Annotated in this window: 16 protein-coding genes; 4 read left to right on the plus strand and 12 right to left on the minus strand. The window is 37.9% G+C overall.

Going from position 1 to position 14,552, the window contains the following annotated elements:
* The 6 genes from KQI58_RS13590 to KQI58_RS13615 all read right to left on the minus strand — a co-directional run bounded on the left by KQI58_RS13590 (position 1) and on the right by KQI58_RS13615 (position 4,762).
* Positions 1 to 948, minus strand: coding sequence for a sugar-binding transcriptional regulator (locus tag KQI58_RS13590; RefSeq protein WP_216409619.1), 948 nt, complete (start codon positions 946 to 948; stop codon positions 1 to 3).
* A 134-nt stretch (positions 949 to 1,082) separates the two neighbouring features.
* Positions 1,083 to 1,682 (minus strand): class I SAM-dependent methyltransferase, encoded by a 600-nt coding sequence (locus KQI58_RS13595; protein ID WP_216409620.1) that lies wholly within the window; start codon positions 1,680 to 1,682, stop codon positions 1,083 to 1,085.
* 4 nt (positions 1,683 to 1,686) lie between these two features.
* Positions 1,687 to 2,268, minus strand: coding sequence for an SGNH/GDSL hydrolase family protein (locus KQI58_RS13600; protein ID WP_216409621.1), 582 nt, complete (start codon positions 2,266 to 2,268; stop codon positions 1,687 to 1,689).
* Positions 2,269 to 2,322: 54 nt separating this feature from the next.
* Complete coding sequence (locus KQI58_RS13605; RefSeq protein WP_216409622.1) at positions 2,323 to 2,901, minus strand: GrpB family protein; 579 nt, start codon at positions 2,899 to 2,901, stop codon at positions 2,323 to 2,325.
* Positions 2,902 to 2,933: 32 nt separating this feature from the next.
* Complete coding sequence (locus KQI58_RS13610; protein ID WP_253295953.1) at positions 2,934 to 4,142, minus strand: alpha/beta hydrolase family protein; 1,209 nt, start codon at positions 4,140 to 4,142, stop codon at positions 2,934 to 2,936.
* Positions 4,143 to 4,162: 20 nt separating this feature from the next.
* Positions 4,163 to 4,762, minus strand: a complete 600-nt coding sequence (locus KQI58_RS13615; RefSeq protein WP_216409624.1) for a TetR/AcrR family transcriptional regulator — start codon at positions 4,760 to 4,762, stop codon at positions 4,163 to 4,165.
* A 383-nt stretch (positions 4,763 to 5,145) separates the two neighbouring features.
* Here KQI58_RS13615 and coaA point away from each other — a divergent pair, with 383 nt between their 5' ends.
* Complete coding sequence (gene coaA, locus KQI58_RS13620) at positions 5,146 to 6,069, plus strand: type I pantothenate kinase (RefSeq protein WP_216409625.1); 924 nt, start codon at positions 5,146 to 5,148, stop codon at positions 6,067 to 6,069.
* 55 nt (positions 6,070 to 6,124) lie between these two features.
* On the plus strand, positions 6,125 to 7,693 hold the full coding sequence (guaA, locus tag KQI58_RS13625) for a glutamine-hydrolyzing GMP synthase (RefSeq protein ID WP_216409626.1): 1,569 nt from the start codon (positions 6,125 to 6,127) through the stop codon (positions 7,691 to 7,693).
* Between the two features lie 145 nt (positions 7,694 to 7,838).
* Here guaA and KQI58_RS13630 read toward each other — a convergent pair whose 3' ends face one another.
* The 4 genes from KQI58_RS13630 to KQI58_RS13645 are packed head-to-tail and all read right to left on the minus strand — an operon-like array spanning position 7,839 to position 11,521.
* Entirely contained in the window at positions 7,839 to 9,887 is a 2,049-nt protein-coding gene (locus KQI58_RS13630) for a hypothetical protein (RefSeq protein WP_216409627.1), read from the minus strand.
* A 17-nt stretch (positions 9,888 to 9,904) separates the two neighbouring features.
* Complete coding sequence (locus tag KQI58_RS13635) at positions 9,905 to 10,369, minus strand: hypothetical protein (RefSeq protein WP_216409628.1); 465 nt, start codon at positions 10,367 to 10,369, stop codon at positions 9,905 to 9,907.
* A 22-nt stretch (positions 10,370 to 10,391) separates the two neighbouring features.
* On the minus strand, positions 10,392 to 11,336 hold the full coding sequence (locus KQI58_RS13640) for a hypothetical protein (RefSeq protein ID WP_216409629.1): 945 nt from the start codon (positions 11,334 to 11,336) through the stop codon (positions 10,392 to 10,394).
* Between the two features lie 5 nt (positions 11,337 to 11,341).
* Positions 11,342 to 11,521, minus strand: a complete 180-nt coding sequence (locus KQI58_RS13645; protein WP_216409630.1) for a hypothetical protein — start codon at positions 11,519 to 11,521, stop codon at positions 11,342 to 11,344.
* A gap of 597 nt (positions 11,522 to 12,118) precedes the next feature.
* Between KQI58_RS13645 and KQI58_RS13650 the strand changes: the two genes are divergently transcribed.
* Positions 12,119 to 12,394: a CD3324 family protein gene (locus KQI58_RS13650; RefSeq protein WP_216409631.1), complete on the plus strand. Its 276-nt coding sequence runs from the start codon at positions 12,119 to 12,121 to the stop codon at positions 12,392 to 12,394.
* Positions 12,395 to 12,554: 160 nt separating this feature from the next.
* Positions 12,555 to 12,707 (plus strand): hypothetical protein, encoded by a 153-nt coding sequence (locus KQI58_RS13655; protein WP_216409632.1) that lies wholly within the window; start codon positions 12,555 to 12,557, stop codon positions 12,705 to 12,707.
* A gap of 107 nt (positions 12,708 to 12,814) precedes the next feature.
* Here KQI58_RS13655 and KQI58_RS13660 read toward each other — a convergent pair whose 3' ends face one another.
* On the minus strand, positions 12,815 to 13,378 hold the full coding sequence (locus KQI58_RS13660) for a helix-turn-helix domain-containing protein (RefSeq protein ID WP_216409633.1): 564 nt from the start codon (positions 13,376 to 13,378) through the stop codon (positions 12,815 to 12,817).
* A gap of 291 nt (positions 13,379 to 13,669) precedes the next feature.
* Positions 13,670 to 14,530, minus strand: coding sequence for a VOC family protein (locus tag KQI58_RS13665; protein WP_216409634.1), 861 nt, complete (start codon positions 14,528 to 14,530; stop codon positions 13,670 to 13,672).
* Between the last annotated feature and the right edge of the window lie 22 nt (positions 14,531 to 14,552).

Genomic DNA, 14,552 nt, shown 5'->3' on the forward strand with positions numbered 1-14,552 from the left:
CTATCTTTTCAATACTTCTCGTGCGGTTTCTTCTGTCGTCACTAATACATTAATATAACGGCCTTTTAGTGCGCTAGCGATCGCGTCAGCTTTATCGACTGCTTCTGCTACACCGATTCGATACGGTGTTCGCTTCAAGTCAGCGATATCGATACCGATCAACCGATCATCTAAGGTGTTATCAATATGCTCGCCCTCAATGTTATAAAAGCGTGACACCACATCTCCCACTACTTTTTTCCCTTCTAAATAAGCCAGTACGTCTTCGCCATAGAACTGCTTCCAGCTTTCACTTGCCTTCAAGGTTGGCGAGCCGATCCCTAAAATGGCAATATCAATTTTGCGCCAATAATCGATCAATTCCTGATTAAAGTCATTTTCCATCAAGGCTTTTTTCAACGCAACCGTTTCGGGAAAGGCCGGCGAATCGATCAATAACGCCCGACCATTCAGTTTCTTCGATGCTTCATAAGTGATCGTGTTGACGTGATAATCACTGATCAAACGCCCAGAAGGACCGCCGATCATTGGTACACAGAGAATGTTTTCTACAGCATAATCCGTCAACCCCTCAGGAATCGCCGACATGGTTTCGCCCCAAGAAAAGCCGAAGATCATATCGTCTTTGATAATTTCTGTCAGGTATTCACCGACCCCCTGGGCTAACAACTTGTCCTTTTGCGTACGACTCAGATCTGTCCCCGCCTGTACAATGATCGCCTTCTCCAAATCGAATTTTTCCTGCAATTCCTTTTCGATACTATAGGTTCCAGCCTTATCATAATTGATCGAAATATTCACGATCCCTTCGTTGCGCGAACGCTTCAATAAACGACTAATCGTGCTGCGGTGAATATTCAGTTCTTTAGAAATCTGGCTCTGGTTTTTATCTTCTTGGTAATACATTTCAGCAATGCGGACCAATAATTTATCTTCTTCTTTTTGCATAACCTTGCCTCCTTATCACATTTGTGAAAAACATGAGTCAATGTGATTGTACCCTTTCTTTGACTGTACTTGCAAGCCTTTTCCCTAAACGTAAAAATCCCATCCGCTCAAAATCTGAACAGACGGGATCAACTTTATTCCTTCACACTGCGAATAATGTAATAGCCTTTGTCCTTCGCAACAATTTCAGCGTTGCCAAAAACTTCTTCCATTTTACTTTTTGCACTAGGTGCTCCTTGTTTCTTCTGGATCACGATCGTCAACGTACCGCCAACTTTTAGTAGCGGTTCTGCTTCACTTAAAATCTGGTGCACGACTTTTTTCCCTGCACGGATCGGGGGGTTACTGATAATCGCCGCATACTCTTTCTGATGCAAGGTTTCATAGATGTTCGATTGATGAATATCTGCTTCGATCCCGTTGCGCTTCGCATTACCTTGCGCTAGTTCCACTGCTCGGTTATTCACATCGATCATTTCAACAGGGTGCCCCGTTTGATACGCCAAAGCCATGCCGATTGGCCCGTAGCCGCAGCCAACATCTAACAATGTTCCTTCCGGTAATTCTTCCGCATCGAAATGTTCGATCAATGCACGTGAGCCATAATCAACGGTGTCACGAGAAAAGACCCCGCTGTCAGTCATAAATTGAAAATTCTTTCCTGCTAATTCAAACGACCATTGATGCAGATCGTGCGCCGTCTCAGGATTTTCCGAATAATAATGATTTGCCATGTTCTTACCCTTCTGCTAATAAAATTTCTTTGATATCCCGTGCAATTAAAGCTCCTAGGAAATGATAGCCTTCATCTGAAGGATGAATACCGTCGAATGTTTGCACGAACTCATTTGGTTTTGGATACACCGTCATGTGCTGGTACAGATCAATCACATTAACGCCCGATTCTGCTGCCACCATCTTCGCTTTTTGGGCGAAAAGCTGCTGCCGTTCATTGTCACCCTTTGGATAAATCTCTGTATTGATATACCCCGTCGTCAATAAAATCACTTTTGACGCATCAAAGGATTCGATGATTTCTTTCATATTTTCGCCGAAGGTATCTAATGAATCCGCATGTTTCAGCGAATCGTTGGTGCCAAATGAAATGATCACAAAGTCACCTTCAGCATCCACAGCTTCTTCTACACGAGCCAAGCCATCAGCTGAAGTCTCGCCGCGATTGCCCAACTTAACTAAAGTGTAGCCAGGAAAGCCCATCTCCGTCAGCTCATCAAGAATATACTTATCTAAAATATCACTGGTTTCACCATTCATCACACCAGCCAATAAACTGTCTCCGAATAAAACGATTTTTTTCATCCTACGCACTCCCTCTTACCATTTTCTTCCTTATCATAGCACGAAATGCGAAAATTATTTAGGCAAATAGCGCGAACCAAATTCCTCCCGAGCCTTTTGACTGTATTTCTGCACGAATTCTGATTTCTCATCCGTATAGGCATCACGATTGTGCTCATACTTTTCCTTTAACGCAAGCTTTAATTCTTCATATTGCCGCGCAACTTCTGGATACTTCCTCAGATAATCACGAAAATAAAGCTCATCCCAATCACCTATAGCACGAACATGCAGATGATACACCTTTTCCGCAAACCCAGCCGGTGTATAGCCTTTATTCAAATCTAATGTTTGTTTTTCCCTATCTTCAATCATCAAGATCCAGCCGGATTTTTGCAGCCTCGCTGAAGCTTCTTCCATATCATACACGTCAGGAAGTTCCAGCAATATATCCACGATTGGCTTAGCGATCAAGCCCTCGACTGAGGTACTACCGATGTGATTGATTCGTTGAAACGTAAAATCTGCGAACAACTCCGTTAACTGCTGCTTTTCTTCCTCGTACCATCTTTTGTATTCCGAACGATGTTCCTTCAGAATAATTGGAAATAGTTCCCACAATTCCGCCAGCGTCATTTCTTCCAGTTTTTTCATTTCAGCACCTGCTCTCTTGAAAGTTACTTCTTTTATTCATAGTACTTTTTGTCTGCATTTGGAGCTACTAAATGATTGAGCCAACTGATCATTTCTTTTTGTGCCCGTTTATTAGGAATTGATTTTCTAACACTATCAAAGGCATGATCCACTCCAGGCAACTCTAAGTAAGAAATCGTCTTTTGCCTTTTAATCAAAGACTGAAACAAGTCGCGATTATCCTCCATAACGACCATACTATCCAGTTCTCCTTGGATCATTAATATCGGTATATCCTGATTGCCAATGAGCTGCTTAATTTCCGTATGACCATAATGATTTTGCGTGCCGTACTCGCCAAAAAATGGCGCCATTGATACTTTCGTCTCACCAGCCAGACTACCGGTTTTCCCTTTGAAGGTATTGCAATACAGCTTATCACCTAAGTAGTCAAAGACATTCGAAGCTGGGTTCTCTAAGACGAAATACTCATAGGCTCCTTTGGGACTGCTTATTGGGTACAGAGCAATAACGCCATCAACCGTAACTTTCGGTACGTCATATACTTCATCACCAGCTGCAAAAGCGCAAAGTAAAGCGATCGTTGCGCCAGCCGAACCGCCTATTAGGAAAATTTGTTCATATTGAAATCGATCCTTGAGCCATGCTACTCCTCGATTTACATCATTCACGGTATCGATAATATCGCCATCACCGGCATCCATCCCAGCAAGTTGCGCAAAACTATAGCCCTGTGAAACACTCATGTCTCTAAGACCGTTTCCCGCAGAAACATCTTGCCTTTTCCAACCGCCATAATTCACATAAACAACGCACACTTTTGATAAAGAAGACTTCCTCGGAGTCGTCACAAATAGCTGCTGCATCTTTGCATCTTCAGAAACATCTTCCGTATCAGATTCATAGGATTGATCACTTGCAACTTCTCGATAGTTCATCCCTTGTTTCTGAGCTTTTACGGTCATTATCCGAAACTGATAAATGACTCCACCAATCAGTACGAACGTAAAAACACCCGCTAAAATCCATTCACTAGAAGAAGGCAATGTTCCCTTAAAGAACTTGAATCCCAAAAAGACCAAAAGTCCGATAGCCAACACTGGCGTAAAGTAGTTCACCGCATATTGATACGGCATCCGCAACATCACCATTAATACACTGGCAGGTGGAGACAGTTTAATAAATGCCGTGAGAGTCATCATTAAAAACAATACTGCTAATAAACCAAAAAGCACGATCATTCCCTTCACCTCAATCATCCTTACTTCGGTGCATATTCCTGACAGAAATTCTTTATATACTCCTTGATCATTTCTTCGGCTTTTACCGATTCACCAATCGAAGTATAATCAAAAGCCAAATCCAATAAACTATGAATCGTCAAGCAGAATGACGTCACCGCTGTCTTAAAAACCGGAAAAACTAACAATTCATTTTCCTGCATGACTGACAGCAATTCTCGTGTTCTTTTTAACATCGTCTCAGTTTCTGCAATCATAATTTTAGCTGCCATCGGATTCAGTACCCGTTCACTGCTGATGAACTTATAGAAGATAGCGAGATACCCTGTTTCATTCATCCGCTTATAGCCGCATACGACTTCTGTTAAAATCTCTGTCGCTGTTTTATTTTGAACGAATTCCGTATAATCAAAGGACTCCGCTTGATGCTTCTGAGAAATATTTTCCCTTAAATATACATATAACTCAGTAAAAATCTCATCCTTAGATTTATAGTGACTGAACAATGTTGCTTTGCGCACCCCAACACGGTCAGCAATCTTTTGCAGAGATACATTTCCCATCCCAACCTCCGATGCTAGTTCCAAGGTACTCTGTAAGATTCTCTCTCTTGTATTCATCTTATCCACTCCCTACCGATTGGTAGTTTTAGTTTACTACCAATCGGTAGGTTGAACAAGTTCAATTAAAAAAATCGTAGCAAAATATCGAAAATCTGAATAAATTAGCAGATTTCCGTTCTTAAATAAGAAATACATGAAACTCCTATCTTTCTAATAGCTTTTCTGGTTTTTTTTCGGCTAAAATGGCTTATAACGTTTTGTGTCAGGAAATTATTCGGATTTCTTAGAAGCAGAGCAATTTCTTCTACCATTTTTGTGGTAGAATAAGCGCAGTTGCCAGTTCAGCTTTTCACCTTAAATTGACTGAAATGTGGCACGATATTAGACTCATTTTTCGATTTTTGAAAAATGATTACTTTAGTATGAATAAGGAGGTTCTTATGAACGAAAGAGGGAACTATTTCCGGATCGCCCGCGATCAGTGGCAGGATTTCTACACACCGGGAAACACACCGTTGACGCAAGCAGAGCTTGACAATATCAAAAGCTTGAACGACCAAATCTCGATGAAGGATGTGGCCGATGTTTATGTACCCTTATGTCACCTGATCCATCTTTATATGAAGGATTTTGAGTCGCTCACGTTAAGCAAAGGGTTGTTTCTGCACCGTTATGTGAAGATGCCGCCGTTTATCATCGGAATCGCTGGAAGCGTCGCTGTCGGAAAAAGTACCACCGCTCGTTTATTACAGACCTTATTAGATCGCCTATTCAAACATCAAACGGTCCAATTAATCACCACTGACGGCTTTTTATATCCAAACGCTGTCTTAGAAGAACGCGGAATTATGGATCGTAAAGGGTTTCCCGAAAGCTATGACATGGAGAAACTGATCGATGTCTTAAATGAAGTGAAATCAGGCAAAGAAAATATTCCTATCCCCAAATATTCCCATGATGTCTACGATATCGTAGAAGGTGAATACGAATTGATCGATTCGCCGGATATTTTAATCGTGGAAGGGATCAATACCTTGCAGCTGCCGGCCAATCAGCAAATCTACGTCAGCGACTTTTTCGACCTGTCGATCTATGTCGACGCTGATCCGAAAATGGTGGAGCGCTGGTATATCGAGCGTTTTGAATCCTTGCTGGATACTGCCTTTAAAGATCCGGATAACTACTATTATGACTATGCTATTGGGGATCGCAAAGAAGCGATTGCTATGGCTGAGGATGTCTGGAAAAATGTGAACTTGAAGAATTTGGAAGAGTATATCTTGCCAACGAGAGGTCGAGCTGATATTATCTTGCACAAGGCAAAGCATCATATCATTGATGAAATCTATTTGCGTAAATACTAGCTTATAAAGAAAGCTTGCTTTCTTTTATAATAAAACTTGAAAAGGGGTAATAATTGTGACAAACGTTTCTGCCGAAATGACAAACGTAGAAAAAATCATCGTACTCGACTACGGTAGTCAGTACAACCAATTAATCACTCGTCGTATCCGTGAATTCGGTGTCTTCTCAGAACTTATGAGCCACCGCATCACTGCTGAAGAAGTCAAAGCCATGAATCCAAAAGGGATCATCTTATCCGGTGGTCCGAATAGTGTCTATGACGAAGGAGCCTTCTCCATCGATCCAAAAATCTTTGAATTAGGTATTCCCATCTTAGGAATCTGTTACGGCATGCAGCTGATCACATATAACCTAGGCGGAAAAGTTGAACCCGCAAAAAACCGTGAATACGGTCAAGCAACCTTAGAAGTCGTTTCTGATCACGCGGTATTATTTGAAGGAACGCCAAAAGAACAAACAGTTTTGATGAGTCACGGTGATTTAGTGACGAAGGTTCCAGAAGGCTTTGAAAAAGTCGGCACCAGCAAAGACTGCCCAATCGCAGCGATCCAAAATACCGAACGCAATATCTACGGGATTCAATTCCATGCAGAAGTGCGTCATTCAGAATACGGCAACGAACTATTACGTCACTTTGCCCTAGATGTCTGTCAATGTAAAGGCGATTGGACGATGAGTAATTTCATCGACATGCAAATCGCAAAAATTCGCGAACAAGTCGGCGACAAAAAAGTTCTATTAGGCCTATCAGGCGGCGTAGACTCTTCTGTCGTAGGGGTGCTTTTACAAAAAGCCATCGGTGACCAATTAACATCGATCTTCGTAGACCACGGTCTATTACGTAAAAACGAAGGCGAACAAGTCATGGAAGCACTTGGCGGAAAATTCGGCTTGAACATCATCAAAGTCGATGCCAAAGACCGTTTCCTAGACAAACTAGCTGGCGTTTCTGATCCAGAGAAAAAACGTAAAATCATCGGAAACGAATTCGTTTACCTATTCGACGACGAAGCAACTAAACTTGCTGGTCAAGAAGGCATTTCCTTCTTAGCCCAAGGTACGCTTTATACCGATGTGATCGAATCTGGTACCGAAACAGCACAAACAATCAAATCTCACCATAATGTTGGTGGATTACCAGAAGATATGCAGTTCGAATTGATCGAACCATTAAATACCCTATTCAAAGACGAAGTCCGAGAATTAGGAACACAGCTTGGCATGCCAGACTCAATCGTATGGCGCCAACCATTCCCAGGACCAGGTCTAGGTATCCGTGTCCTTGGTGAAATCACCGAAGAAAAACTAGAAATCGTCCGCGAATCAGACGCGATTCTCCGAGAAGAAATCGCCAACGCCGGCCTTGACCGCGACATCTGGCAATACTTCACTGTCCTACCAGGCATCCGCTCAGTCGGTGTTATGGGCGATGGCCGTACCTATGACTACACAGTCGGTATCCGCGCTGTTACCTCAATCGACGGTATGACCGCAGACTTCGCACGCATCCCATGGGATGTCTTGCAAAAGATTTCTGTTCGAATCGTGAATGAAGTCGCTCATGTTAATCGGATCGTGTATGATATTACGTCTAAGCCACCTGCTACTGTGGAGTGGGAATAAAGAGCCAACATAATATGAATGGGGAATGCCGATAAACCAAGGTTCTTCAACTCCTGAAATACTGTATTTTCATTTAAAGTGAGACTATTTTCTAATAAAAGCCCTATCGAAATTTTCTTTTTCGATAAGGCTTTTATTTTTAGTTCTATTTAAAAGCTTTTGTCCCTAAATCAATAATATTACAGCCTCCTTCTTTTAATTTATCAAGAAATATTTGAGGACTTTCTAATTGGTCTTGAGTGAATCCTATAATAATTTGGTTGTTTTTAAATAGCATCGCTTGATTAAAAAATTCAATCATATCTTTTTCATGTATACTATGTTGCTTTGGTTCATCGAAAATAATAAAACCTAGGTGATTACCATCGTACATATTTGAAATATTTAATAGACTTAAAGTATATGACCATATTGTTCTAATGTTGTCGCTAGCAGATGAATCTGCTTTCAAGTCAAATCCATCTGCTTCAGGCATATAGGTGTTCCTAGAAATTTTCACCTCACTCAAGTTAGAGACACTTCTGTAATCAAAAATTTTAAGGTAATTTACAAAAGATGTACTGAAATTTTTTAATTTTTTTTCATCTAATATTGATAATCGGTCTTCTGGTAATTCATCTAATTTTACATACTCGCTTTTTAGTCTGTTAGATAAGGAGTTGAATTTTTTGATTATTTTTTTAAATTCCATCTTTAGAGTTTCTTTTTTATCAATATCTAATTTAATTCTTATTTTCCTTTCGAGATTAACTTCTGAATACGCTTCAGACACACTATAAATATCATCCTTTATTGCTCTCATTAAACTAAACAATGTTTTTTCTTTGGAAGTTATCTCCCTTAAAGCCTTTCTTGCTTCTTCTTCTGCATATCTTTTTTGAGTTATTAGATTATTAAATAGCTTTAACTGCTGAGTCAAATATGTGATATTTTCATCAATACTCATGACTTGAATATTCTGCTGACTATCTAACAAAGAATCATTTATTTCCTGATGACAAACTGGACATGAGTGTCCAAGTACTGATATGTTTTCTTCTGAGCCTAGATTTTTTATTTTTTTTAAATCTTTATTATTTTGAATATCCTCAGATATAGCTTCGCTACTTTTTATATATTCTTCAAGTTCAGTTTTGATCAAACTAATTTTCGTAGTTATTTTTAAACGTTGTGAGTTCAACTTAGATAATTCATTTTCAATTCTTTCATTCTCAGTAGATAAGTTGTTTATATCATTACCCTTAACATATAACTTATTATCCAAATCTTCTTTTTCAATTATCTTATTTTCTAGATACTCATCAATTGTTATTATTTCTCTGTTTTCATCTTCTGCAACTAGTCTAATTAAATTTTTTCGAAGTATATCTTCACCGATAATCATCGCTTCTGGTAGTAATTCAGTAATGTAAAATGGAAAAGCCTTACTTTTAAATTCTGTATATAGTATTTTCCATTCATCTTTTATTTTTTCGATTTCTTTTTTTATTTCAGACTTCTTTTTTTCATTTTCTAAAGTTTCTAACTTTAATAAATATTCTACTACTCTCTGTTTAACATCAATAATCCCGTAATTTGGAACTCGTACTAAAATATCTGACCATCCACGCTTTTGCTCAATAAACATGGCACCAAAAATATTTTGCAAATACAGCTTAGTGGGCTCTCCTTTATATCTAGGAACAATTGGTAAATCTAGCGACAAAAAGCTTTCTAAAAAAAATAAAAATCCTTTAGAGTTTTTTGCAGCTCCCTTTAAATTAACGTAATAACTTTCACTACTAGTACTAGAGTTTTCGATATTATTATAACTACTGAAATAAATCGTGATTAAATTGTCATCTATACTAGGATTATTTGCATGTCTCTTTAAGGTAATCACTTCTGATCCATTCGAAATTTCAAGATACATGGTAGAAAATAATACTTTATATGTTTTTCTTTGTTCATCACTCTTTCCTGCTTCATCCCATATTTTATTATGAAATGCTGTACTCAAAGCTCTGTGTCCCTTACTCCCACCGATTAATTCTTCCATTCCTAAACAATAAACAATAGCATTAATGATGGCACTTTTCCCGCTAGTATTCATTGAACTAGTAATAACATTTACTCCATCATAGAATTTATTATGGAAAGTACGACTCTCCTTTTCCATTTGGATATTAATTGCCAACTCATTTATCTTTAACATAGATTTTTCCCCTTACATTAAACAATTCTAGTTTTCATTTCCTCAATAATTTTTTCTGAAAAATGAATCCCTATTTTCTCGAAAAAAATTTTTTCATTCAAAAAAGCATCTTCCTTTTCAATGATTGTATTAAGTTTTCTACCTTTAGCCGTTAATCTGTATTTACCATCTTTTTGTAGTTTCAGTATTCTTTCTGAATACATGTAGTTAACTGCTTTAACTAAGAATAAATCTTCCTTAAATAGTATTCTTTGTCTATTATTCCTAAGCATATATAAAAAATTATCCTGTTCATTTTTGTTGAAATAATATGAACTTATTATTTGCATTTTTTCTAAAGAACACCCTGAAGAAGGACTCGTATATTTTATAAGTAATGATACAAACATTATTTTGTATGAAATTCTATTTTTATACGGCACTGCTTCTGGTTTTCTATTAAACGTGATTTTATCAAAATTCAGATTGTCTTCAATATTCATAATTTATTCCTTTCTTCATGTTTTAAAAATCTAATGGGCAGTCTCCTAACCATTTAGCCATTACTTGTCGACTGAGTCGGCTTCTTGATGAGCTATTTAAAAAATGTAACTCTCCGTCTATTCTTGTTAAAAAATCTGAACTTAATTCTCTGTACTTGTCAGAAGGTACAGTTCCACTATTATTCATCAATGATTCAAGTTGAACTTTTTTTGTATATTCCTCTATAAGATTTACTATCTTGGAATATATTTTAGTAGAGTATTCGTTTATCTCTAACAATTCTGAAACACCCGATACATACCCTTTCATAAACATTTCTATCAATAATTCTCTATGACTATCATCGTCCGTTAACTTTGAAACTTTTCGACGAACGTTACTTTTAATTTCGCTGTCTGTTGATTCCCAGTCAATACTGTCCTCATCCACTAGTTTTATATCTAGAGAGATAGCGGCATTTTCAGTTAAGATTATATCTGTTAAGTAACTCGCTATATGTTTTTCTGTACATAAAAGTATAGTAAAATTTTCATCTAAATAATCATATAACTCTCTATTTCCTTTTATCTTTTCTCTAACCTCTTTTGATTTTTTTTCAGCATGTTTAATCAGTTCCTTATTACTATATTCTGGAACTAAAAAATGCCACTCCTTAATTGGACAAATCCCCATATTTTTAAGATTTTTATTAGCATTATCCTCATCTAACAGTCTTTTGATGTCCTTACTTATCTTATTGACTTGGTGAGTATATAATTCTTGAAACGTAAAATCACTTTCTGGATAGTAGCATTGAATAGCGATTCCTGTCCCTTTTTTAGTAAAACCCTCTATTCCTGCATCCCCTTGATTCCTTGCAGGAACTTCAATAAAATGAAATTCATTATATTTTATAGTGTACGCTTGTACACATAGTTCTTCCCAATATTTGCTATTAACTCCACCTTCTATGTGTTCAATAAACATAGTACTTACTCCTTTACATATTTAATATTCAAACTAAACTCTTCTATTCTTTTATCTTTTATATAGTGCTTATTTACTATTTGGATTTCCAAATTATCTAAAAACTGAACTAAATATTCATCTATATTCTTTATCTCTTCCAGTATTCTTATTTTTCGATTGAAGGCAAATTTTTCTTTCAACATATTTATCCCTCTTCAAATTAGATTTTCGTCTTGGAACATACATTAACACTTCTTTTATCCTTAACATCGCAATTTCAAATTGAAACTTCCGTGAGTCAAAAATATCTAACGTTTACACATAATTTGACAAATTGTTGCAAGATTCAGAAAATCTTTTTTATTACTTTCTCTGGCATTACATTGAGACTTTCCATAATTCTTGTTAACAAAGTCTCTTCTTCTGTATAGGTATTTTTGATTAATATTTTTGGACTGCTTTGTTCCTTTCTCGCTAATTGTAACATGTAACAATTAGCGTTATTAAAAAACTTTTCAAAAAAGTCAAAGAGTATCAGGTAATATTTGTAATTCAACTTGACACCGTTTATTGATTTCTTTTCAATCAGGGGATTACCTTTTCAATAAGAAAGTATCTTTTACTTCTGATATATTTTTTCGCATACTATGCTTCCTTCAAAACCAATATGCTATACTAACCCTAGTACCCGAAAGGAGCATTACAATGGGAGTAATTATTAAAGCCTAGCAAAAGCTTGGCAGGAATGCTTGAAGAGCTTTTGCTGAATCCTAAATTTACTTTAATTAGGAGGCTAAAAGATGGCTTATCAAAACGCATTCGAACTTCTACCAGAGGAGATCGTAAAAGAGATCCAAAAATATGTTAATGGTACAATCCTTTATATTCCAAAGAAACCAAAGGATCGCTTGCCTTGGGGCAGCAAGACTGCTAGTAAGGAGATGCTTCGACAAAGGAATCAACAGATTTATCAGGAGTATCAGCTCGGAAAAAGTACCCGTGAGCTCGCTAGCAGATATTACATGGATATCAAAAGTATCCAACGTATCATTCGCACAATCAAAAAACAGTGTTAAGAAAGAGCGAATTCCGGCTCTTTCTTTTTTTATAAAAAAACTCGTTCCTCCGTCTATGCATCGCTCCTTTATACTAAAGATAGAACAACGAAAGGATTTGATTTCTATGAAATTAATTGCTGACTGCTAACTGCAATTTTTGCTGAAAGGAGGAGCATTCATGACACAGTCTAAGGCGAAGTTGGAGGATTTTCTTCATCAGAAGAAAAAGAAAGCCTTTGAGAACTCGCAGCAACTATCTAAAAATAAAGTGAAGGGCAAACAAAACATCCATCCAGTCCAAAATAGACGTGGTCGTCCGTTATCTAAGTAATTGGCACAAGGTCCTCATTGGAAAACGACCACATAAAAGAATAAGAACCTAAACACCGAATTATCCAGTGTTTAGGTTCTTATTTCTCGTTTAGTTTGATTAATTTTTCATCCAAAAAAGATTATCAACTCGATAGCTATAAGTATCCCGATCAACAGCGCTAACCCCAACGGATGATAAGGATTGATCGCCCAGCCGACACCAAATGATTTCGAAATGATTATCGGGGCGTATTTTCCGCTGACTTTATCGTCTTTCGGAATAATTAGAAAGAAGCGCAGGATCGTAAAAAGAAACACGATTCCTACAACAAGCATTGGCAGTATCCTTTGATTCGCAAGCTCCGGTATCCGGCTCATCACAAAAGCAAAAAATACCGTCAGCAGCAAAATTACCACAAAGACCGCGTCAAAGATTTTTCTTCGCTTGGTTCGTTTGATGAGCTCTGCGTCTTTCTTCATTTTATCCATTAATTGTTCATCACCTTTCAACAGTTCGTCTAAGGAGATTTGGTAATAATCGCTAATTGAAATGATCATCGGAATATCTGGAAAATTCCGTCCGACTTCCCAATTGGAGATTGTCTGTCGTGAGACGTGCAGATGATCTGCCACCTCCTGTTGGGTCAATCCCAATGATTGTCGTTGTTTTTTTAATTTTTCGCCTAGCAATATTCCATCCCCCTAAATCAAAATTACCTGTTGATAAGACAACTTACAAGCAAGATACCAAAGCACTCTGAAAAAGACAAGCTCGAATGACAAGCATCGTGATTAAATCAACGTTTCCAGCTATTGAAATATCCCAAGACTTTCATAATAATTATATCGTTAAGGACAATCAAAACACACCCTTAACTCGAAAACAAGATAAAAAAGTGGTCGCAAATGAATCTGCAACCACTTCCTATTATTGTTTTTTTCAAATCAGCTTCCTACTCTTCGCCGATCGTTCTTCTGTTTTTATTTTTCAAACTTCATGATAATACCGTTTGGATCAACGATGGTTAAACTGCCGCTTTCGTCTTTGGAATAATCGATCTGATTTTTCCAATGCTCTTCCAAGCGATCTAGCTCTGCTTGATCGGATACGACGAAGCTAAAATAGTCCAATCCTAAATCCTGCTCAGTCACGGCAGGAACATTTTTTCCTAACCAGATGTTGGACCCGATATGGTGATGATAATCCCCCGTCGCAAAGAATTTGGCTTGATTGCCAAAATTATTCTTCAAGGATAGTCCTAAAACTTCTGTGTAAAATTTTTCTGTTTGCATCAAATCCGCTACCTTTAAATGCACATGACCAACTGTCGATCCTGCTGGAAATCCTTCCCCTGCACCATCGCTCGCAGCGATGACCGCTTCGGCATCCATCTCGAGAGTCACGCCAACAATCTCACCATCAGCACGAACATCCCATTCACTTTGCGGCTTGTCACGGTAGACTTCGATCCCATTGCCCTCGGGATCATTTAAATAAAGAGCTTCGCTATAGCCGTGATCACTAGCTCCGATCAAAGGCGCCTCGATCGTCAAATAGTGACGCAGCGCATTTCCTAAATCTTTTCGAGTCGGTAATAAAAAGGCTACGTGATACAAACCGGTTTTTGGTGTTATAGGCAAAGGGTTCTGCACCTTATGCAATTCTAGTAGTACCGTATTATCAACGCCTAAAGTACTTTGAATTGCGCTTTTTTCTAAGACCTGTAGCCCAATCACTTCTTGGTAAAAACGGGTCATTTTTTCTAAATTCGCTACCTTCAATGCCACGCGGCCAATGTGTGCGGTGGCGCTTAGTTGAAATGTGGGAACAATTACTGTCATGGTAAAACCTCCTGTAAGGAAC

It is taken from the genome of Enterococcus raffinosus, from assembly GCF_018917525.1.
In the GTDB taxonomy this organism is placed as follows: Bacteria; Bacillota; Bacilli; order Lactobacillales; family Enterococcaceae; genus Enterococcus_A; species Enterococcus_A raffinosus_A.

Coding starts and splice junctions, on each gene's coding strand:
- KQI58_RS13590 (WP_216409619.1), bottom strand. CDS start 948: ATGCAAAAAGAAGAAGATAAATTATTGGTCCGCATTGCTGAAATGTAT.
- KQI58_RS13595 (WP_216409620.1), bottom strand. CDS start 1,682: ATGGCAAATCATTATTATTCGGAAAATCCTGAGACGGCGCACGATCTG.
- KQI58_RS13600 (WP_216409621.1), bottom strand. CDS start 2,268: ATGAAAAAAATCGTTTTATTCGGAGACAGTTTATTGGCTGGTGTGATG.
- KQI58_RS13605 (WP_216409622.1), bottom strand. CDS start 2,901: ATGAAAAAACTGGAAGAAATGACGCTGGCGGAATTGTGGGAACTATTT.
- KQI58_RS13610 (WP_253295953.1), bottom strand. CDS start 4,142: ATGATCGTGCTTTTTGGTTTATTAGCAGTATTGTTTTTAATGATGACT.
- KQI58_RS13615 (WP_216409624.1), bottom strand. CDS start 4,762: ATGAATACAAGAGAGAGAATCTTACAGAGTACCTTGGAACTAGCATCG.
- coaA (WP_216409625.1), top strand. CDS start 5,146: ATGAACGAAAGAGGGAACTATTTCCGGATCGCCCGCGATCAGTGGCAG.
- KQI58_RS13630 (WP_216409627.1), bottom strand. CDS start 9,887: ATGTTAAAGATAAATGAGTTGGCAATTAATATCCAAATGGAAAAGGAG.
- KQI58_RS13635 (WP_216409628.1), bottom strand. CDS start 10,369: ATGAATATTGAAGACAATCTGAATTTTGATAAAATCACGTTTAATAGA.
- KQI58_RS13640 (WP_216409629.1), bottom strand. CDS start 11,336: ATGTTTATTGAACACATAGAAGGTGGAGTTAATAGCAAATATTGGGAA.
- KQI58_RS13645 (WP_216409630.1), bottom strand. CDS start 11,521: ATGTTGAAAGAAAAATTTGCCTTCAATCGAAAAATAAGAATACTGGAA.
- KQI58_RS13650 (WP_216409631.1), top strand. CDS start 12,119: ATGGCTTATCAAAACGCATTCGAACTTCTACCAGAGGAGATCGTAAAA.
- KQI58_RS13655 (WP_216409632.1), top strand. CDS start 12,555: ATGACACAGTCTAAGGCGAAGTTGGAGGATTTTCTTCATCAGAAGAAA.
- KQI58_RS13665 (WP_216409634.1), bottom strand. CDS start 14,530: ATGACAGTAATTGTTCCCACATTTCAACTAAGCGCCACCGCACACATT.